At 72.1% G+C, this 16,323-nt stretch carries 14 protein-coding genes and 1 pseudogene; 7 read left to right on the top strand and 8 right to left on the bottom strand.

Annotated elements, in window-relative coordinates; all coding sequences use genetic code 11:
• Nucleotides 1-234 precede the first annotated feature (234 nt).
• The gene (locus ACFC1R_RS28270; RefSeq protein ID WP_375943294.1) at nucleotides 235-1,599 is read left to right on the top strand and encodes a hypothetical protein; all 1,365 of its coding nucleotides are present in this window, start codon (nucleotides 235-237) and stop codon (nucleotides 1,597-1,599) included.
• A gap of 620 nt (nucleotides 1,600-2,219) precedes the next feature.
• Here the strand turns inward: ACFC1R_RS28270 and ACFC1R_RS28265 are convergent.
• Nucleotides 2,220-2,915 carry an alpha/beta hydrolase gene (locus ACFC1R_RS28265; protein ID WP_375943292.1) on the bottom strand — a complete coding sequence of 232 codons (696 nt, stop codon included), beginning with the start codon at nucleotides 2,913-2,915 and terminating at the stop codon, nucleotides 2,220-2,222.
• Between the two features lie 433 nt (nucleotides 2,916-3,348).
• Here ACFC1R_RS28265 and ACFC1R_RS28260 point away from each other — a divergent pair, with 433 nt between their 5' ends.
• The 3 genes from ACFC1R_RS28260 (at nucleotide 3,349) to ACFC1R_RS28250 (ending at nucleotide 5,315) form a co-directional block, all read left to right on the top strand.
• Complete coding sequence (locus ACFC1R_RS28260) at nucleotides 3,349-4,155, top strand: hypothetical protein (protein WP_375943290.1); 807 nt, start codon at nucleotides 3,349-3,351, stop codon at nucleotides 4,153-4,155.
• Nucleotides 4,156-4,764: 609 nt separating this feature from the next.
• Entirely contained in the window at nucleotides 4,765-4,959 is a 195-nt protein-coding gene (locus ACFC1R_RS28255) for a hypothetical protein (RefSeq protein WP_375943288.1), read from the top strand.
• A gap of 161 nt (nucleotides 4,960-5,120) precedes the next feature.
• Nucleotides 5,121-5,315, top strand: a complete 195-nt coding sequence (locus ACFC1R_RS28250) for a hypothetical protein (protein WP_375943286.1) — start codon at nucleotides 5,121-5,123, stop codon at nucleotides 5,313-5,315.
• Nucleotides 5,316-5,431: 116 nt separating this feature from the next.
• Here ACFC1R_RS28250 and ACFC1R_RS28245 read toward each other — a convergent pair whose 3' ends face one another.
• From ACFC1R_RS28245 to ACFC1R_RS28235, 3 genes are all read right to left on the bottom strand, one after another.
• Nucleotides 5,432-5,590 carry a hypothetical protein gene (locus ACFC1R_RS28245; protein WP_375943284.1) on the bottom strand — a complete coding sequence of 53 codons (159 nt, stop codon included), beginning with the start codon at nucleotides 5,588-5,590 and terminating at the stop codon, nucleotides 5,432-5,434.
• Nucleotides 5,591-6,148: 558 nt separating this feature from the next.
• Nucleotides 6,149-6,772 carry a histidine phosphatase family protein gene (locus tag ACFC1R_RS28240; RefSeq protein WP_375943282.1) on the bottom strand — a complete coding sequence of 208 codons (624 nt, stop codon included), beginning with the start codon at nucleotides 6,770-6,772 and terminating at the stop codon, nucleotides 6,149-6,151.
• A 101-nt stretch (nucleotides 6,773-6,873) separates the two neighbouring features.
• On the bottom strand, nucleotides 6,874-7,554 hold the full coding sequence (locus ACFC1R_RS28235; protein WP_375943280.1) for a TetR/AcrR family transcriptional regulator: 681 nt from the start codon (nucleotides 7,552-7,554) through the stop codon (nucleotides 6,874-6,876).
• A gap of 109 nt (nucleotides 7,555-7,663) precedes the next feature.
• Between ACFC1R_RS28235 and ACFC1R_RS28230 the strand changes: the two genes are divergently transcribed.
• Complete coding sequence (locus ACFC1R_RS28230) at nucleotides 7,664-9,094, top strand: amidase (protein ID WP_375943278.1); 1,431 nt, start codon at nucleotides 7,664-7,666, stop codon at nucleotides 9,092-9,094.
• A gap of 69 nt (nucleotides 9,095-9,163) precedes the next feature.
• Here ACFC1R_RS28230 and ACFC1R_RS28225 read toward each other — a convergent pair whose 3' ends face one another.
• Together ACFC1R_RS28225 and ACFC1R_RS28220 are read right to left on the bottom strand one after the other, a co-directional pair.
• Nucleotides 9,164-11,617: an FtsX-like permease family protein gene (locus ACFC1R_RS28225; protein WP_375943276.1), complete on the bottom strand. Its 2,454-nt coding sequence runs from the start codon at nucleotides 11,615-11,617 to the stop codon at nucleotides 9,164-9,166.
• Nucleotides 11,611-12,333, bottom strand: a complete 723-nt coding sequence (locus ACFC1R_RS28220) for an ABC transporter ATP-binding protein (protein WP_375943274.1) — start codon at nucleotides 12,331-12,333, stop codon at nucleotides 11,611-11,613. Before ACFC1R_RS28220 ends, ACFC1R_RS28225 begins: the two co-directional genes overlap by 7 nt.
• A gap of 546 nt (nucleotides 12,334-12,879) precedes the next feature.
• On the opposite strand from ACFC1R_RS28220, the gene ACFC1R_RS28215 reads away from it, so the two are divergent.
• Nucleotides 12,880-13,896 (top strand): winged helix-turn-helix domain-containing protein, encoded by a 1,017-nt coding sequence (locus ACFC1R_RS28215; protein WP_375943272.1) that lies wholly within the window; start codon nucleotides 12,880-12,882, stop codon nucleotides 13,894-13,896.
• Between the two features lie 321 nt (nucleotides 13,897-14,217).
• Here ACFC1R_RS28215 and ACFC1R_RS28210 read toward each other — a convergent pair whose 3' ends face one another.
• Together ACFC1R_RS28210 and tnpA are read right to left on the bottom strand one after the other, a co-directional pair.
• The gene (locus tag ACFC1R_RS28210; protein WP_375943270.1) at nucleotides 14,218-15,090 is read right to left on the bottom strand and encodes a GyrI-like domain-containing protein; all 873 of its coding nucleotides are present in this window, start codon (nucleotides 15,088-15,090) and stop codon (nucleotides 14,218-14,220) included.
• Between the two features lie 433 nt (nucleotides 15,091-15,523).
• A complete protein-coding gene (gene tnpA, locus ACFC1R_RS28205) occupies nucleotides 15,524-15,952 on the bottom strand; it encodes an IS200/IS605 family transposase (protein ID WP_375943268.1) in 429 nt (142 codons plus the stop codon).
• Between the two features lie 23 nt (nucleotides 15,953-15,975).
• Between tnpA and ACFC1R_RS28200 the strand changes: the two are divergent.
• Nucleotides 15,976-16,323, top strand: a pseudogene (locus ACFC1R_RS28200) (RNA-guided endonuclease TnpB family protein); the annotation flags it as partial.

The raw sequence follows: 16,323 nt of genomic DNA, 5'->3' as shown, positions 1-16,323 counted from the left end.
CCGGGTCGAGCAGGCCCTGGCCGTGGAGGTGGCGCCGGCGGGCGAGCCAGGAGATCAACTCCGTGTGCTTCGCCTTGCCGGTGGGGTCGAGGTGACCGTGTGCTCGAGGTGGAACACCGCCGCCACCGCGTGCATCCGCTGCCACTCGGTCGCCCGCGGGTTGAACGCGCGGAGTTTCACCGTCCGCAGGATCTGCCCGGGGTGTTGTCGGTGGTGGCTGCGATGATCCACTTCATGAGTGAGACTCCCCCCGCCGTGACGTGGATGAGTGACCTGGCCATCGCCGTCGAGCTGGTGCGCACCCTGCACGACCTCCCGTGGGCCACGGACCGGTCCGAGGTCGAACGGCTGGTGGCCGAGCACCCCGGTTGGAAGATCCGCCGGGAGTTCGATGACCTGCTCGTCGTCGGGCTGTTCCCGACCGGCGGGACAGAGCTGTACTTCGACGCCACCGCGCCCAGGCAACCGCACTACCGGCGGATCCGGTTGATGCGACTGCTGGACTTCGCCCCGACGGCAACGCCGCACCAGCGACGGGCCGCGCTGCGTCAGCTCGCCGAGGCGCTGGGCGCCGTCGGCGCGCCGACTCCGGTGCCGGCGGGGGCGGAGGGCTTCGGGCTCCGGTGGCGGTCGGGAGAGCGGGTCATGCTGCTGCAGAGCAACGACCGGTGGGCGTGGGTCGCGTTGCACCTGGCGGTCGGCAGCGCTCAGCACGTCGGTGAGGACGTCCTCGGGCGGATCAGCGAGCTCGTCCCACCGCTGTGGGACGGCGGCGAGCGGGAGCGGCGGCTGACGCTGCACCGGTTCGCCGAGCCTCCCACGCTCGAACACCGGCGGAACGTCTTCGCGGACGTCTACCGGGCGGTGTGCAGCGCGCTCGGCGACCCGACCCTGTACGGGGGCGGCCCGAACGGGCCTGACGTCCGGTGGCGCGGCAGCGGCGAGGACGCCCTGCTGCTGCGGCTGCGGGCCGACCAGCGGGAGGTGTGGGTCGAGACCGCCTCGGCTGACGCGGTCGAGGAGGAGGAACTCGGCTACTTCAGGTGGGGTGGCCCGAGCAGTGACGGGAGCAGTGACTTCCCCCTGCTGCCGTACAGTTGGCAGCTGCACCTGTACGGGCCCGGCGACCTCGCCACCTACCTGCCCGGCGGCCGGCTGGCCGGCAGTCTGACGCACCTTCGGGAGTCGCTGGAGCTGCTGCTCGCCGCGTGGATCGAGCAGCTGCCCGTCCAGCGGCCGGGAGAGAAGGTCACCTTCGGCATCGCGTCCCGCCGGATCAGCGGTGGGATCTCGTTCACGTACGACACCGCGAAGGGCTTCCTGCTCCGGGTCGGCCCCCGGGCCGGCGACCAGGCGGAGGTCGCGGCGGCCATGGCCGGCGACGGGTGGCAGCCGTCCGGCAAACGCTGGAAGGCCGAATTCCGCAACCCGACCGCGCAGACCGCCACCGACGTCGCCGCCCTCGTCGTCACCGAGCTGGCCGCCCGCGGCCTCACCGGCGACCACGGTGAGGTGACCGCCCGCCGGGTCGGCCTCGGCCGCCAGGGACGCGCACAAGGCTTCTTCCGCGCAACGGGGTTGGGGCTGGAGACGAGCTGACGGGCGGCCCGCCCGGCCCGGGACCCCAGGCCCAGGCATCGCACACCCCGGCCCCGGGCCGCCCGGAAACCGCACGGCGACACCCGCCCGGGACACCCGGTCCTGACGGGCCGCTCGGCCGCCTCCGGTGGCGCGGGGGTCAACCGGCCGCGGGCTCGGCGGCCGCCCGCTCGACGGCGAGCAGCTGGTCGCCGTCCGGGGTGTCGAGCACCTCCTGCTGTGAACAGGCCGCCACCGCAAGTCCCCGGCGGCCGCCCCTCGTCGACCGGATGTTCTCCACCGACTCCGAGTCCTCGCCCGCATTCGGCAGGAACGCTGCCCCGAAGTGCTCCGTGCGGACTCGATACCAGGGTCCGTCCCATCGGCCTACTCGTTCGCTGCGGCTCACCGGGCGAGTGTGCCGGGCTGATCATTCTGTCTCAACCGCATTCTTCCGACACGCTGTGGGGCGTGCAGCAGTCGGGCGGCGGGCGGCGGGCGGCGGGCGGCGGGCGGCGGGCGGCGGGCGGCGGCCAAGCGCAGCAGGCCGGGACGCGCAGCGGGAACAGCACGACCGGCGGTGATGAGGATCCGCGATTTCGGTTCCGGCCGCGAGTCCGTGAGTGATCTTGTCACCGCGGTCACAGGCTCAGCAGCAGGTCCCGGACCGCGGCGGGCTGGGACAGGAACGGGTGGTGGCCGGCATCGAGTTCGACGACGTTGCCGGCCCGGCGCGCGAACTCGTGCTGCAGCCGCGGCGGGGTGCCCCGGTCCTGAGCGCAGACGAGGTACGTGGAGGGCACCTGCTGCCATGCGGCCGCCCCGACCGGCTGCCCGGTCACCTGCACGCTCTGCCGGGCGAGGTGGCCCGCCGCCTGCGCCTGGACCTCGGGGTCGCAGTCCTGCAGGAATGTGTCCACGAGTAGCTCGGGGCGGACCTCGAAGGTGCCGGTGTCGGGGTCGACGTCGAGGAACGGGGCGGGGCTGCCGTCCCCGAACTCCGACAGGCTCTGCCCGACCTCGGGCAGGTAGCTGGAGACCATCACCAGGTGGCGCACCGCCCCGACGCCCGCGGCGGCCTCCGCGGTGATGATGCCGCCGTAGCTGTGGGCGACGACAACGGTGGGTTCGTCGCTGTCCAGCAGTTCCTGCCGCACCGCCGCGACGTCCTCGAAAAGCCCCGGACCGCCGACACCTGCGGGCAGGCCCGCCTCGCCGCAGCTCGGCAACGCCGGCGCCACGCTCAGCACCCCTCGCTCCTGCAACAGCTCGGCGGTGCGGTGCCACCACCACGACCCGTCCCGCACACACGCCCCATGCACGAACACGACCCTCATCGCTGCCTCCGTGTCTGCCTTGGCTGCCTTGGCTGTCTTCGACGAACGGTAGACGCAGCCGCCGTTCCGCCAGGGAGCCGAAGATCATTCACGGAATCGCGGCCGGAACCGCGTTTTCCCCTGCCCCTGCTCTCGGTTCCCCGGCTCGTTCCCCGTTGAAGCACGTAGGAATTTCGGTGGGCGAAGGTTGCGGCGGGAACAGCAGGTACAGCGTCGGGAGCAGCGGGGCGACGGCCGCCACCGCCCGGGCCCAGCGCCACCCGGCGAGTGGAGCGGTTGCGGTTGTGGCGGGGGCGCGCGGTCGAGAGAGCTGGAGGCCGACGGACGGTCATGCGAAAGTGGTCATGACAAACTCGGTGTCTTTTCCGCTTCCGTGTCCTTCGAGCGGGTCCGCCCAGGACCCGTGCGCGGGGGGCAACAGGCTGGAGGATGTGTGGAAGGCTTCGGCAAGCAGTCGTTCGAGTCGGCGTATCAGCAGCCGCTCCCTGACGAGTACTTCCGCAGTCTGGCGCCGTTGCGGTACCGCACCCCTGACTTCTGCGCGAACCTGCTGCCCGCCGTCGTCGCCGGGATACGGCAGCGCACGGGCCGCCGGCAGCTGAAGGTCATCGACCTGGCCTGCAGCTACGGAATCAACAGCGCCCTGCTCAAGTGCGGCCTGACGTTCGCCGATCTCGCGCACCGCTGTCTCGCCCCAGGCGACGCGGCGCGGAAACCCGGCGAGGAGATCGTCCAGGACGCCGCGTTCGTCAAGGCCCGCACCATCGACCCCGACCTCACCGTGGTCGGCGTCGACGTGTCACATCCGGCGATCGCCTACGCTCTCGCGACCGGGCTCATCGATGCCGCCGTGACCACCGACCTCGAACACGCCGACCCCGCCGAACACGAGGCCCGAGCGCTCGCGGGAGCCGATCTGGTGCTGGCGACCGGCGCGTTCAGCTACCTGGGCGCCACGACCTTCCACCGGATCCTGGCGCTGCAGGACCTGGCGCCCACCGTCCTGGGCTGGCCGATCTACGGCTCGTCGACCACGGCGGTGGAGCGCTGCCTCACCCGGCACGGTCTCACCGTGACACACCCCCAGCCGGCTCCACGCCACCAACGGGACTTCGCCGACGCCCGTGAACGCGACGCCTACCACTCCACACTGCGCCGCACCAAGCTCCCGTACCTCGGCACGGCCGCCGAGACCAGCCTGTGCGTCACCCCGATCCTCGCCCGACCCCTGATGCGCTGACCCTCCTGGCGTGCGGCCAGGGACGGGCTCTGACCGCCACCGGCACGAATCGGTGCTGTCGCCCCCCGCTTCCACTGCCCACCAGCAGCATCGGAACCGGCGGGGGAAGAAGGGTGGTCGCCATGCCCGGCACCTCGATGGCGGCGTGCCCGGGGCGGCCGGGGAACGCCGGACGCTGGATCCTGTCCGACAAATGATCATCTGGCGGGTTCGCGGAGCCAGCGGACCAGGGATGCCAGGACGAGGCCGGCGCGGTAGCGGACGGCGAGTTCGTCGAACCGCGTGGCGATGGCGCGGACCTGCATGTGCTCCGGAAGCCGGGCTCACGGGCCAACTCGGCCGCTCAGTCCCCAACCGTTCTGGTCGGTGGTGGCCGTCTCGGTCGATCTGCTCCGGCGTCGCCGTTCGAGCCGGTACCGAGTCCGGATCGTCGGCCCGGCCATGGTGCTTCCGGGGTAGCTGCTCCTCCGACAGGTGAAAACACCCGCGCGTTCGGCTGCCCGACGGGGTGTCTGCTTCGGGGGGAACCGGAAGTTCGAAAGGCTTCTTGTTGCGGCGCGCAGGTGCGCGCCGTTTCCGACCTTCCGCCGTTCTGCAAGGAGACGTTGCATGCGCACTTCCCTGAGGGCCGTGTTCCTCGCCGCCGCCGCCCTTGTCCTGGTGCCCACCGGCGTCAGCGCCGCTCACGCAGTCCACTCCCACTCCGCGCACCGCTCCACCGCTGTCTCTGTCGCCCCCATGGAGGAGGACGAAGACGAGGACTCCTTCGCCGACTCCGAGGAAGATTCTGATGTAGACGACTGACCTTCGCGCCCGCCCCGGCCGTCGGCGCCGGTCGTCGGCGCCGGTCGGTTCCTGCAGGAGGTGTCCCGCGGGACACTTCGACCCTGTCGGCCAAGTCCGCATGCGCCGTGTGCTCGCCCGGGCCACCTCGATCGAGGACCAGCGCCCTTCAACCGAGCGGAGTGATCCTTTCGGGGATCAAGGACGAGACGCAGGCAGAGGCGCAGCAGGCCGGGCAGGGAACGCAGGGCGAGCAGGACAAGCAGGGCGAGGCGAGTCAGCGAGGCCAGAGTGCGCGGGAGCGCCTCGGGCAGCGTGCCGAGCAGGCCAGGCAGTCCTTCGGCGGCGTCCAGGACGATCTCGACGATCGCTCCTGACACCGCTCGCTACACGTCTTGGGACGCACCACCAGCACGGTGGTGCGTCCCAAGACGTGTAGCGAGCGGGCCGCGTCCGCCAGCCGTGTCGGTTTCGGCCGGGCGGGGCGGCTTCGTCACGTCTGGCCGCAGCGGGGGCAGGTGCAGGCCGGCCAGCGGGCGGTGAACGCCTCGGTGGGTCCGCCGGGGTGGCGGACCGTACGGATCTCGCAGCGTTCGCCGTTCTCTGGGTTGATCTTGTAGATGTGGATGGTGATGGCGGACTTGGTAGGCACGGCAGCCTCCGGATGGTTCGCTTACGAAAGAACCAACCGGTTGCAGAGTCCACCTATTCCAACGGGCCCACCCCCGCACTGCCACGACGTTGTTCCTCGCAGGCCGGCCGGCGGCAGGGCCGCGGTGGAGGCGTCGGGGGCGACGTCCTCGATGCGGACGTGGTGCAGGCGGGCGAGTGAGGCCCCTGCGCTCAAGATGACCAGTGCAGCTGCATGGCCGGGGTTCGCCGAGTTGCGGTGGGTACTTCGCAGAGAAGCGGACACCAGCGCGGCCACCAGCTCCCACCCGGTCGGCGCGGGCAGCACCAGCGGACCCGGCGGTCGTGGTGGCCGGCTGCTGCCTGCCCCTCCGGGGTAGCCGGCCGGTACGACGGCGGACAAGCCCGCCCCGGCCCGCGCCCCCACCCCTCCATGCCCACCGGCTCACTCCAGCGGGCACGAGTTGCCCAGTAGGGGGCGGAGGGGGAAACGGCACCCTCATCGAGACTCGCCAGGGTCGTCAAGGGCCTGGTGGACACCGCCCGCCCCCGGCGCCGACATCCGTCTCACCTGTGGGCCTCAGACGTGGAGCTCCTGCGGGAACCCGGTCCAGCGGAGCTCGGCGGGAAGGTGACCGGTGTCGTTGAAGAGGAGGACCGCCGGGGGGCGGCCGGGTGCGTAGCGGATGACGGTCAGGGCTGCGTTGGCGTGGTTGATGCCCAGCCACCGCCACTTCGGCGCGTCGAGGGCGGCCCGGACGAGCCAGCCGACGAGGAAGTTGTGGGTGATGACGAGCTCGTGGCGCGGCTCGTCGCCGACGACGGGTCCGGTGAAGTCCGCGAGCGCCGCCGCCGCCAGCCCGGGTCCCCGCTCTCGTTCCTCGGCAGTGAACTGGTCCAGGAACTTGAGCCAGGCGTCGGCTGCCTCCGGCGGCAGCTCCTCGCGTGTCGGCAGGTAGGGAATGTAGTCGCCGGCTGCTTCGGAGCGGCGGCGAGGGACGCCGTCGAGCTGCTCACCGACCAGCTGGGCGGTCTGTTCCGCACGGGCGAGAGGTCCGTGGTGGATCGCCGTCAGCGGGACCCCGCGGAGCCGCTCCCCGAGCAGGGCGGCCTGGCGGCGGCCTGCATCCGTCAGTTCGCTTTCGTCCGGCGATGCCTCGCCGTGGCGGGTGAGATACAGGTAGCGGGCGGCCGTGCTGGTCATGGGCGCGTCCTTCAGCGAAGTGGATCTTGCGGGTCCACGGACAGACGCCGCACCGGGGCGGGCCGGTTCCGCGAAAGGCCGGTGGGGAGTGGACACAGTCCTCACGCGCCGTCAGCACGGTGGACGGTGCGTCGGATCGCGCTTCGGCGGCCCGGGGCGTTCGGGGCGGTGTGATCGGGCAGGACACGCGGTTCCCAGAGGCCGCCCAGGTGCGCGTGCAGGACGTCCTGTGCCTCTTGCGGGGTGAGGCGGCCGATGAGGACGTGGGTGGTGAGGCCGTCGGCGAGGGCGAGGAGGGTGCGGGCCTCGCGCTGCGGGTCGACGGGCACGTCGCCTCCGGCGCTCTCGCCGGCTTCCCGGATGAGCCGGGTGAACGCCTCCTGCAGGGCTGCGTAGTTGGCCTTCAGCGTATCGGCGAGCGGCTCGCTGACCACGGCCTGCGCGACGAAGGCGAGCCAGACCCGTGCCTCGGCGCGATGTTCTTCCCGGAGCAGCGCGACTTCGGTGGCCGCGTGGCCCAGGGCGGTGGCGGCCGACTGGGCCGGGCTTTGGACGAGGCGGGCCCGGACGCGTTCGGTGATCCGTTCGCCGATGTTCCCGAGGGTGAACAGGAGCATCTCCTCCTTGCTGCGGAAGCAGCGCTGCACGGCGCCCATCGACACCTGCGCGCGGGCGGCGACGTCGCGCAGGGTCACGCCCTCCAGTCCGTGCTCGTCGGCGAGGAGGCAGACGGCCTCGGCGATCCGGCGGCGCCGGTCCTCGTGATCAACCTGTCTGGGCATGCCCGCCGGCCTCCGTCGGTCGATGCGTTAATTCGATGCGCTCGTATCGGTTCCCAGGCTACAGTTCCGATGCAAGCGCATCGGAACGTGGGTGGGGAGGACGGAAGTCATGAGGGATGCCCTGTGGAGGCTGCCGGCTGCCGCACAGGCGGAGGCGGTGCGCGACGGGGAGGTCTCCGCCGTCGAGCTGGTGGAGAGCCATCTGGAGCGCATCGCCGAGGTCAACCCGGAGGTGAACGCGGTCACCCAGCTCCTGGCGGAGCGCGCCCGAAAGGCCGCCGAGTGGACGGACCGGCGGCGGGTGGCGGGCGAGGAGCTGGGTCCGCTCGCGGGGGTGCCGTTCACGGTGAAGGAGTCCACGGCCATCGAGGGCGTGCCGACCACGTTCGGGACCCCGCGCTTCCGCGATCTGGTGGCGCCGGCCGACGCACCCCCGGTGGCCCGGCTGCGCGCCGCCGGGGCGATCCCGATCGGGCACAGCAACATGCCCACCCTGATCCTGGCCGGGATGCACACCCGCAGCGAGCTGTTCGGGGACACGGTCAATCCCTGGGACCGCGGCCGGACTCCGGGCGGAACGAGCGGGGGCGACGCGGTGGCCGTCGCCACGGGCATGGCCGCGCTCGGACTCGGCAACGACTCCGGCGGATCGGTGCGCGTCCCGGCCCAGTTCTGCGGCGTGGCCGGCTTGAAGCCGACCACCGGCCGCTTCCCCGCCGACCACCGGATCCTCGGCCCGGACGACCCCGGCCCGGCGTCCCAACTACTGGTCACCGACGGCCCGTTCGCCCGGAGCGTCGGCGATCTGCGGCTGGCGTACGAGGCGTTGGCCGGCACCGATCCGCGCGACCCGCGGGCCGTACCGGTACCCGTGTACGGCGAGCCGCTCCCCGGGCCGGTGAAGGTCGCGGTCGTGGCGGACCCCGGCGGGCACGGCGTCCACCCCACGGTGCGCGCGGCCGTCGCGACCGCGGCCGAGGCGCTGCGGGACGCCGGGTACGACGTCCGCGAAGTGCCGGACGTGCCCCGGCTGGACGAAGCGCTCGACGCCTACGGCCGGATCACCGTGACCGAGTTCGCCCCGACCTGGCCCGTGGTGCGGGGACTCCTCGGCGAGGGCGGGGAGCGCTACATCGAGATGACGATGGAGCGGACCCCGCCCGCGAGTGCGGACGAATTCATGAAGCTCATGGGCAGCCGGCTGAACATCCGCCGCTCCTGGGCCGAGTTCCTGCACGAGTACCCGCTGCTGCTCGGCCCGTCGTTCACCGAACCGCCCGTCGAACCCGGGCTGGAGTCGCGCGACAGGGCGGGGCGGGACCGCGTCGGGTCGGGAATGCGCCTGTGCACCGTGACCAGCTTCGTGGGCGTGCCCGCCGTGGCCGTGCCGACCGGGACGGCCGACGGGCTGCCGTCCGGGGTGCAGATCGTCGGGCGCGCGTTCCGGGAAGACCTGTGCCTGGCCGCGGCCCAGGCGATCGAGGACCGGCTCGGCGTCCTCACACCGGTCGACCCGCGAGGACACCTCCGGGCCACCTGAAAAGGACCGGCGGCTGACGAGATCTGGGAACGAACCAGCGGCTCGCACGTGATGCCGGCCGGCCGTGTCCTATTCGCGGATGCCTGCGGCTTCGATCGCCCGGCGGCGGGTTGCCCACCAGGTCGCTCCCGACGCGGTGACCACGGTGACGAGGGCGCAGAGCGCGATGGTCCCCCCGATCTGGGCCCACGGGATCACCGTCGGCGCGCCGGTCACGAGCTTGCTCAGCGAGGCGTGCTGGGTCACCGCGGCGAGGCCGGTCGCCACGGCGGCGAGGACGGTGCCGACGACTACCGCGATGGCCGACTCGGCCGCGGCCACCTTCACGATCTGGCCGCGCACCGTGCCGGCCAGCCCGAGCAGGGCGAACTCCCGCCGCCGCCCGGCCATCGCCATGATCAGGGTGTTGGCGACCGCGATCAGCGCGTAGGCCAGCGCGATCCCCAGGATGACGACCGCGGCGTTGTCCGTCTGCCCCGCGGCGTGCGCGCGCTGGGCCTCCAGGTAGGCGTCGTAGGTCACGACGTGTGCGCCGGAGCCGGCCAGCGCCTGGTTCACCGCAGCCCTCTGCTGCCCGTCGAGCGGCAGGCCCGTGCCCGCCTGGGAGTCGAGGTAGACCCGACTCGGCGTCACCGCGCCGGTCAGCGACGCGGACAGGTAGGTGTCGTCGCCGTTCAGGCCGCGTGCGACGACCGCCGCGATGACGGTCGAAACCCGCGCGCCGGTCGGCAGCAGCGTGACCACCTGGTCCCCGACCGACAGGCCGTTGGATTCGGCCGCGTGCTCGTCGATGACCAGGAAGTTCTCGGGCAGCGAGGTGAGCGAGCCAAAGAGCACGGGCGGTGTGACGGTGGCGCCCAGCGCCGCCGCGGGCACCGCGTTCGTGCTCAGCGAGTCGATCTGGTCGCCCTTCGCGGTGCCGATCCGGATGTTCATCGAGGTGACCGGGACGACCCGGACCCCGGACACGGCCGCCAGCCGCTCCAGCGTCCCGGCGTCGATCCCGGAACCGCCGGGCACCACCACGTCCGCCGCGTGGATCTCCTGCTGCTGCCGGGCGAGCACCGCGGCGTCACCGGACTTCTGCATCGTCAGCAGGGTGCCGACCAGCCCGACGGCCACCACGATCGGCGTCACCGTGGCGGCCGTACGCCGCCGGGAGGTGAGGACGTTCTCGCGCACCAGCAGCGGGCCGGCCTTGGCCGAGCCGCGCAGCGGGCCGATCAGCAGCCGGGTGACCGGCCGCAGCAGGACCGGCGCCAGCAGGGTGACCGCGCCGACGTACGGGACCGGGACCACCTCGTACCTGCGGGCGCTGGCCGCGAGGTGGGGCTCGGTCCGGGAGATGACGATCCCCGCGACGACCGCGCCGATCAGCATCCCGATCCCCAGCAGCCACCGGACCGGCGTCATCCCGCGGCGCTCCACCACGCTCTCGCGCAGCACCTCGATCGGCCGGACCAGCGAGACCCGGACCAGGATGGCGGCCGAGCCGGCCAGCGCCGCGGCCACGCCGATGACGAAGGAGATCAGCAGCGGCAGGGGGTTGAAGGGAACGGTGAACCAGGACGGGGCCACGTCGCGGGCGAGCATCCAGGAGCGCAGCGGCACGGCGCACAGCGGGGCGAGGACGCAGCCGGCGACCGCCGCCGCCAGGCCGATCAGCAGCGCCTCGCCGAGCACCATGCGCCGCACCTGCCCGGGCGCGGCACCCACCAGCCGCATCAGCGCCAGTTCACGGCGGCGCTGCTCGGTAGCGAAGGCGAAGGTCGCGATCACGACGAACACCGCGACAAGCACCGCGAGTCCGGTCGTGCTGCCCGCCATCGCCTGGGCGTTGGCCAGCGCCTGGGCGCCGCCGGTGGAGTCGGCGTCGATCCGGGTCAGGTCGTCGCCGCTGAGGACCACGGCCCGACCGCCCACGAGGGCGGACAGCTGCTCCGCGTTCCGGTCGGTGACCAGGGCGTTGACACCGGGCGACAGGCGCTGCGCCTCGGCGTCGCTGAAGAAGACCGCGCTCTCGAACCAGAGCGCGTCGGTGATCCCCACCACCCGGTAGCGGCCGGTGCCCTCGGAGGTTGCGGCCTCGGCCTGACGTCCGATCAGCGACCGGTCGCCGCCGCCGACGACGATCTCGTCCGGGGCCTGCGGCGCGCGCCCGGCCACCAGGTGGTAACCCGCGAAGGCGGCCGAGGACCACGGATGGCCGGTCGCCCCGGAACCGGGGTTCAGCCGTACCGGGAAGCTGCGGTCGGGGGTGGCCTTCCCCGCCGCGGTCACCTTCGTCACGACCTCGGCCGGCAACACCGCCGGGGCCTTCATCGGACGCCCCTCGAAGCCCTGCGGCGCGACCACGGCCTGGGCTTCCTTGAATCGCTGCGGCCCCGGGTGCGGCGTGCCGAAGGTGGCCGCCAGGGTCAGCGTCATCATGCCGACCATCGTCGTGCCGAGCGCGAGGGCGAGGAAGGCGCCCACGAAGCCCGTCAAACGGTGACGCAGGGTGGCTGCGGCGATCTTCAGCACGGGTTCGCCTCGCTCCCGCCGGGCTCCAGCGCGGCCATCCGCAGGGCCACGGTCCCGGCCGTCGGCTCGAACAGCTCGCCGGTCACCTTGCCATCGGCGAGGAAGACCACCCGCTGCGAGTACGAAGCAGCCACCGGGTCGTGCGTCACCATGATCACCGTCTGCCCGTGCTCCTCGACGACGCCGCGCAGCAGCGCCAGAACCTCCCGCGCGGTACGCGAGTCCAGCGCGCCGGTCGGCTCGTCCGCGAAGATCACCTTGGGCCTGGTCACCAGCGCACGCGCGATGGCGACCCGCTGCTGCTGACCGCCCGACAGCTCGGCGGGCCGGTGCCCGCCACGCTCGGCGAGGCCGACCTCGGCCAGCCCCCGGTCGATCGCCGCCGGGTCGATCTCCCGCCCGGCCAACCGCAGCGGCAGCTCGACGTTCTGTCGGGCCGTCAGCGCCGGGATCAGGTTGAAGGACTGGAAGATGAAGCCCATGTGCTCGCGGCGCAGCTCGGTCAGGGCGCGCTCGGAGAGCTTGTGCAGCGGCGCGCCGTCGAGCAGGACCTGGCCCGCGTCGACCCGGTCGAGGCCCGCCGCGCACTGCAGCAGCGTCGACTTGCCCGAACCCGAGGGGCCCATGACGGCGGTGAAGGTACCCGCCACGAAGTCGGCCTCCACCCCGTCGAGCGCCTGCACCCGATTGTCGCCACGGCCGTACGTCTTGTGCACGGCGGTCAGGCGAACGATGTCGCCCGCCCTCTCCGCACCGACGAAGGCCGGGCTCGAAGCCCGTGCCGGTAGAGCCTTGTTCCGGAACACTCGTTGGCCTTTTCCACAGGGGCATCGGTCGGGGGCATCGGTCGCCCGCCGCACCGACGCTAGGGCCGTTCGCGGCATCCACGCCTCCGGGCTGCCCCTGATCTCGACCCTGAGGAACCCCTGACCCGAGTAGGCGGCGGCCGTGCGGCGCAGACACCCGCAGCTCGCCACCGGCGGCCGGGTGCTGTTCGCTCCCGAAGCCGAGCAGCAGGCGTCGTTCTGCCCGGGGTGCGGCACCGCGCTGCGCGCCACCGGCCCCGGCCGCCGGCCGGTCCGCTGCTCCCGCCCTTGCGGGTTCGCACAGGTGTCGGCCACACGGCGGATCCCCTGTGTCCGCCGTGTGGCCGTCTCGGCTTCGCCACTGATGACGATGCGTCAGCACACGGTCTGGGGGAAGGGATTCGGTTCTGGACGAATCCCTTGCCGTCGACCGGTGGGTGGGCCGAGGATCAGGAGGTGCTGAGGATCCACTTCACCGACCGGGACCTGGCGCTCACCCGGATCGCACCGGCCGCCGACATGTCCTTCGAACTGTCGTTGAGCCTTCACCTGCTGGCGACCCGCCGGCCGGAGAGCAGGCTCGGGCAGTGGCGTGAGCAGCTCGGGCGGCGCTGGAAGCCGCGCTCGGCGATGCTGTTCGACCTGTTTGCGGCGAGTGACCTTCCGGAGTTCCTCACCGTGCGGCCGGACGGCCGGGACACGGCCGAGGCCACGGCGGACGGGCTGGACCGGGCCGGAGGCGACTACCTGCGCGGACTGGGCCGCCTCCGCCGGCTGACGCCGTTCGCCAGGGACCTGGCGTCCGGGGACCGCAGGTCACGTGTGCTGCTCGGCGACCTGACGGCGGAGTACCAGTCGGCGGCGATCACGCCCTACTGGGGGCAGATCGACTCGCTGGTGGCGGCGGAGCACCGGTACCGGACGAGGCAGCTGGCCACCCGAGGCCTGGACGAGGTGCTGGCCACGCTGCACCCGGCCGCCCGATGGCAGCGGCCCGTCCTGAGCCTGCCGATGTCGCCCTGCCTGACCGAGCTCCCCCTGGCGGGCCGCGGCCTGCTGCTTCAGCCGGCCGTCTTCGCGAAATCCCTGGTGATCGCCGGCTTCGAGCACCCGGAAGAGCAGCCCGTACTCATCTACCCGACACCGGCCGGCCGGCCACTGCTCATGGACGACCAGGCCGGCCCGCCGCCGGCGCTGACGACACTGCTGGGCCGGACCCGGGCCGCCGCGCTCACCACCCTGGCCGCGGGCGGCCCCCTCAGCACCAGCGACCTGGCCACCGCCCTCGGCATCGCCCCCGCCACCGCCAGCCAGCACGCCAGCATCCTGGCCGACGCCGGCCTCACCACCAAACAGCGACAGGGCGGCACGGTGACGCACCACATCACCCTGCTGGGCGAGGTCCTGCTGAAAGGCAGCGTGGAAGCCGCCGCGGAGAGCGCGGCGCGGCTGCTGGTGGGCGAGAAGGACTGACCCGGCACGGCGGGCCGAAACGCTCGGCCGTCGGTTTCCGGTCAGGGCAGGTGGCCGGGGGATCTCGGCCGGGGCGGTCGGGGCCGGGCTGCGGCGGCGCAGCCGGCGGACGGCCTGGGGCGTGTCGGATGCTCCCTTCGCGGCGCGGCCGAGGGTCCCGGCGGCGTCGGTGAGGCGTCGGGCCCGGGGGCCGGCGGGGTCGGCGACCGCCTGGGCGACCACGGAGTGCCCGCCATGGCGGTGCCGTTGGGTGTCCGGGGCGGGGAGGCGTACGTTCCGGGGCCGGGCGCCTCGTCCCCGGAACGTCACCTGGTGTCCGGCTCAGACGGTGGTGCGGGTCACCGGGATCCACAGCTGCGCGTCGGACTGCGTCGGATCGTCCTGCGACGGGCGGGTGCGCAGGATCTCCGGCCCCGGACGGTACTCGTACGGGTTGGACGGGATCCACTGGGCGGCCACGTCACCCCACATCTGCTGCAGCGCCTGCGGGAACGGCCCGGTGTTCTCGAACACGGCCCAGGTGCCCGCCGGGCAGTCCAGCACGTCGAGGTCCTCGGGCAACTCGGCGGCACCGGTCACCACGGCGTGGTAGTAGTCGAGTTCGCTGCCCTCCTCGAAGCCGTCCGACAGGCGCACGGTCGCCGACACCACGCCCTCCGGGAGCTGGTCCGAGAGGCGGACGATCCGCAGCATCGTCTCCGGCGGGACGCTCTTGATGTGCTCGGCGATGTGCGGGTTGATGCCCTGGTAGATCAGCGGGACGCGGGCCTTCTTGCCGACGACCCGGAATGCTTCCTTCTCCACGATGCGGTACCGCATGGTGCTGTTCCCTTCGACGGTGAGGCGGAAGGACAGCCGGGGCTGCGAGTTCAGAGCCGCGCCGGTACGCCTGGCCTCGCCGGGACCGACGCCGTGCACGGCGCGGAACGCCCGGGCGAAGGCCTCCCCCGAGGTGTAGCCGTAACGGATCGCGATCTCCAGCAAGGTCGGTTCTCCGGCCAGCACTTCGGCCGCCGCGACGGTGAGCCGCCGGCGTCGGATGTACTCCGACAGCGGCATCCCCGCCAGCGACGAGAACAGCCGCCGGAAGTGGTACTCCGACGTGACCGTGATCCGAGCCAGCTCGGACACCTCGATGTGCTGGTCGAGGTGACCCTCGATGTGCTCCATGGCCTGGTTCAGCCGATCCAGCAACCCCGGCCTCCTTCCCTTTCGATCACCAACGTTAGGAAGGACCAAGCCTGCCGCACCCGACATCCTGTGCCCGCTCCGGTCGGGTACGGCAGACCCACCGGACCAGGGCCTTCCCGGATCAGCGGCCGGACCGGATGCAGACGCGGCGACGAGGAGCCCGGCCCTGAAGCCAGCGGCGGCCCTTTCGTAACGGGTCGCCGGACCGCTTTGCCGGTCGGGTGGCCGGGCCACGTTTCCGTGGCCCGGCCCCCGCAGAACAGTGCGGAACGGGGCAGCGGCCCGGTCCGAGTGCCTCGCTACGGGACGAAGTTCGTGCCCGGCTTCTGCTTCAGCGTGATCTTGCGAGGAACCCCGGCCGTTTACGGCCGGGAGGAATCGCATCCTTCGTGCTGCGGCGCGGAGCGCCGCAGCATCGCTTCGGAAAGCTGGATGGTCAGTCGGGTCGCTTCTGGTTCTCGATGTACTCCTTGATGATGCTCAGTGGCGCGCCGCCGCAGGAGGAGGCGAAGTAGCTGGGGGACCAGAAGTGTTCGCCCCACAGGTACTTGCGGATGTGGGCCGGGAACTCCTGGCGGAGCCTGCGGGCGGAGACGCCCTTGAGTGAGCCGACCAATCGGGACAGGGCAACCTTCGGCGGGTAGTGCACGAGCAGATGGACGTGGTCCTTCTCGCCGTTGAACTCGACCAGCTCGGTTTCGAAGTCGGCACAGACAGCACGCATGATCTCCTCGCAGCGTCGAAGGATCTCGTCGGTGAACGGTCCGCGCCGGTACTTGGGCGTGAAGACCAAATGCGCGTGCAGCGTGTAAACGACCGTTCGACCCCTGCGAATATTGGGGTTTGGCTCCCAGCGTGGTGACATAGATCAATGCTAGGGTCGGGCGTGTGAAGGTCGTGGTGCAGGTGAAGTTGATGCCGCAGGCCAACCAGGCCGACGCGCTCCGGGCGACCCTGCGCGCGGTCAACGAGTCGGCGAACTGGGTGTCGGCGGTGGCGTTCGAGCGCGGTGTTCCACGTGAGTACGAGCTGCGCAAGCACACCTACGTCGAGTTGAAGGCGCGCGGACTGGGAGCGCAGGCCGCCCAACACGTCATCAAGAAGACGCGCGACGCTTACACCACGTTGAAGGCGAACGTCTGGGCCGGGAACCTCGGCAAGCCCGGTTCCAAACGCCGAAGCAAGGCGGAGTCCAAGCCGATCGTGTTCCGCCCCGAGGCGGCGCAGCCGTACGAC

The organism is Kitasatospora sp. NPDC056138, from assembly GCF_042264695.1.
GTDB lineage: Bacteria > Actinomycetota > Actinomycetes > Streptomycetales > Streptomycetaceae > Kitasatospora.
This window is presented reverse-complemented; position numbering and strand designations above follow the sequence as displayed.

What these genes read in the sequence shown, in the direction of transcription:
- ACFC1R_RS28270 (WP_375943294.1), top strand. Translation starts at nt 235, where the DNA reads ATGAGTGAGACTCCCCCCGCCGTGACGTGGATGAGTGACCTGGCCATC.
- ACFC1R_RS28265 (WP_375943292.1), bottom strand. Translation starts at nt 2,915, where the DNA reads ATGAGGGTCGTGTTCGTGCATGGGGCGTGTGTGCGGGACGGGTCGTGG.
- ACFC1R_RS28255 (WP_375943288.1), top strand. Translation starts at nt 4,765, where the DNA reads ATGCGCACTTCCCTGAGGGCCGTGTTCCTCGCCGCCGCCGCCCTTGTC.
- ACFC1R_RS28240 (WP_375943282.1), bottom strand. Translation starts at nt 6,772, where the DNA reads ATGACCAGCACGGCCGCCCGCTACCTGTATCTCACCCGCCACGGCGAG.
- ACFC1R_RS28235 (WP_375943280.1), bottom strand. Translation starts at nt 7,554, where the DNA reads ATGCCCAGACAGGTTGATCACGAGGACCGGCGCCGCCGGATCGCCGAG.
- ACFC1R_RS28230 (WP_375943278.1), top strand. Translation starts at nt 7,664, where the DNA reads ATGAGGGATGCCCTGTGGAGGCTGCCGGCTGCCGCACAGGCGGAGGCG.
- tnpA (WP_375943268.1), bottom strand. Translation starts at nt 15,952, where the DNA reads ATGTCACCACGCTGGGAGCCAAACCCCAATATTCGCAGGGGTCGAACG.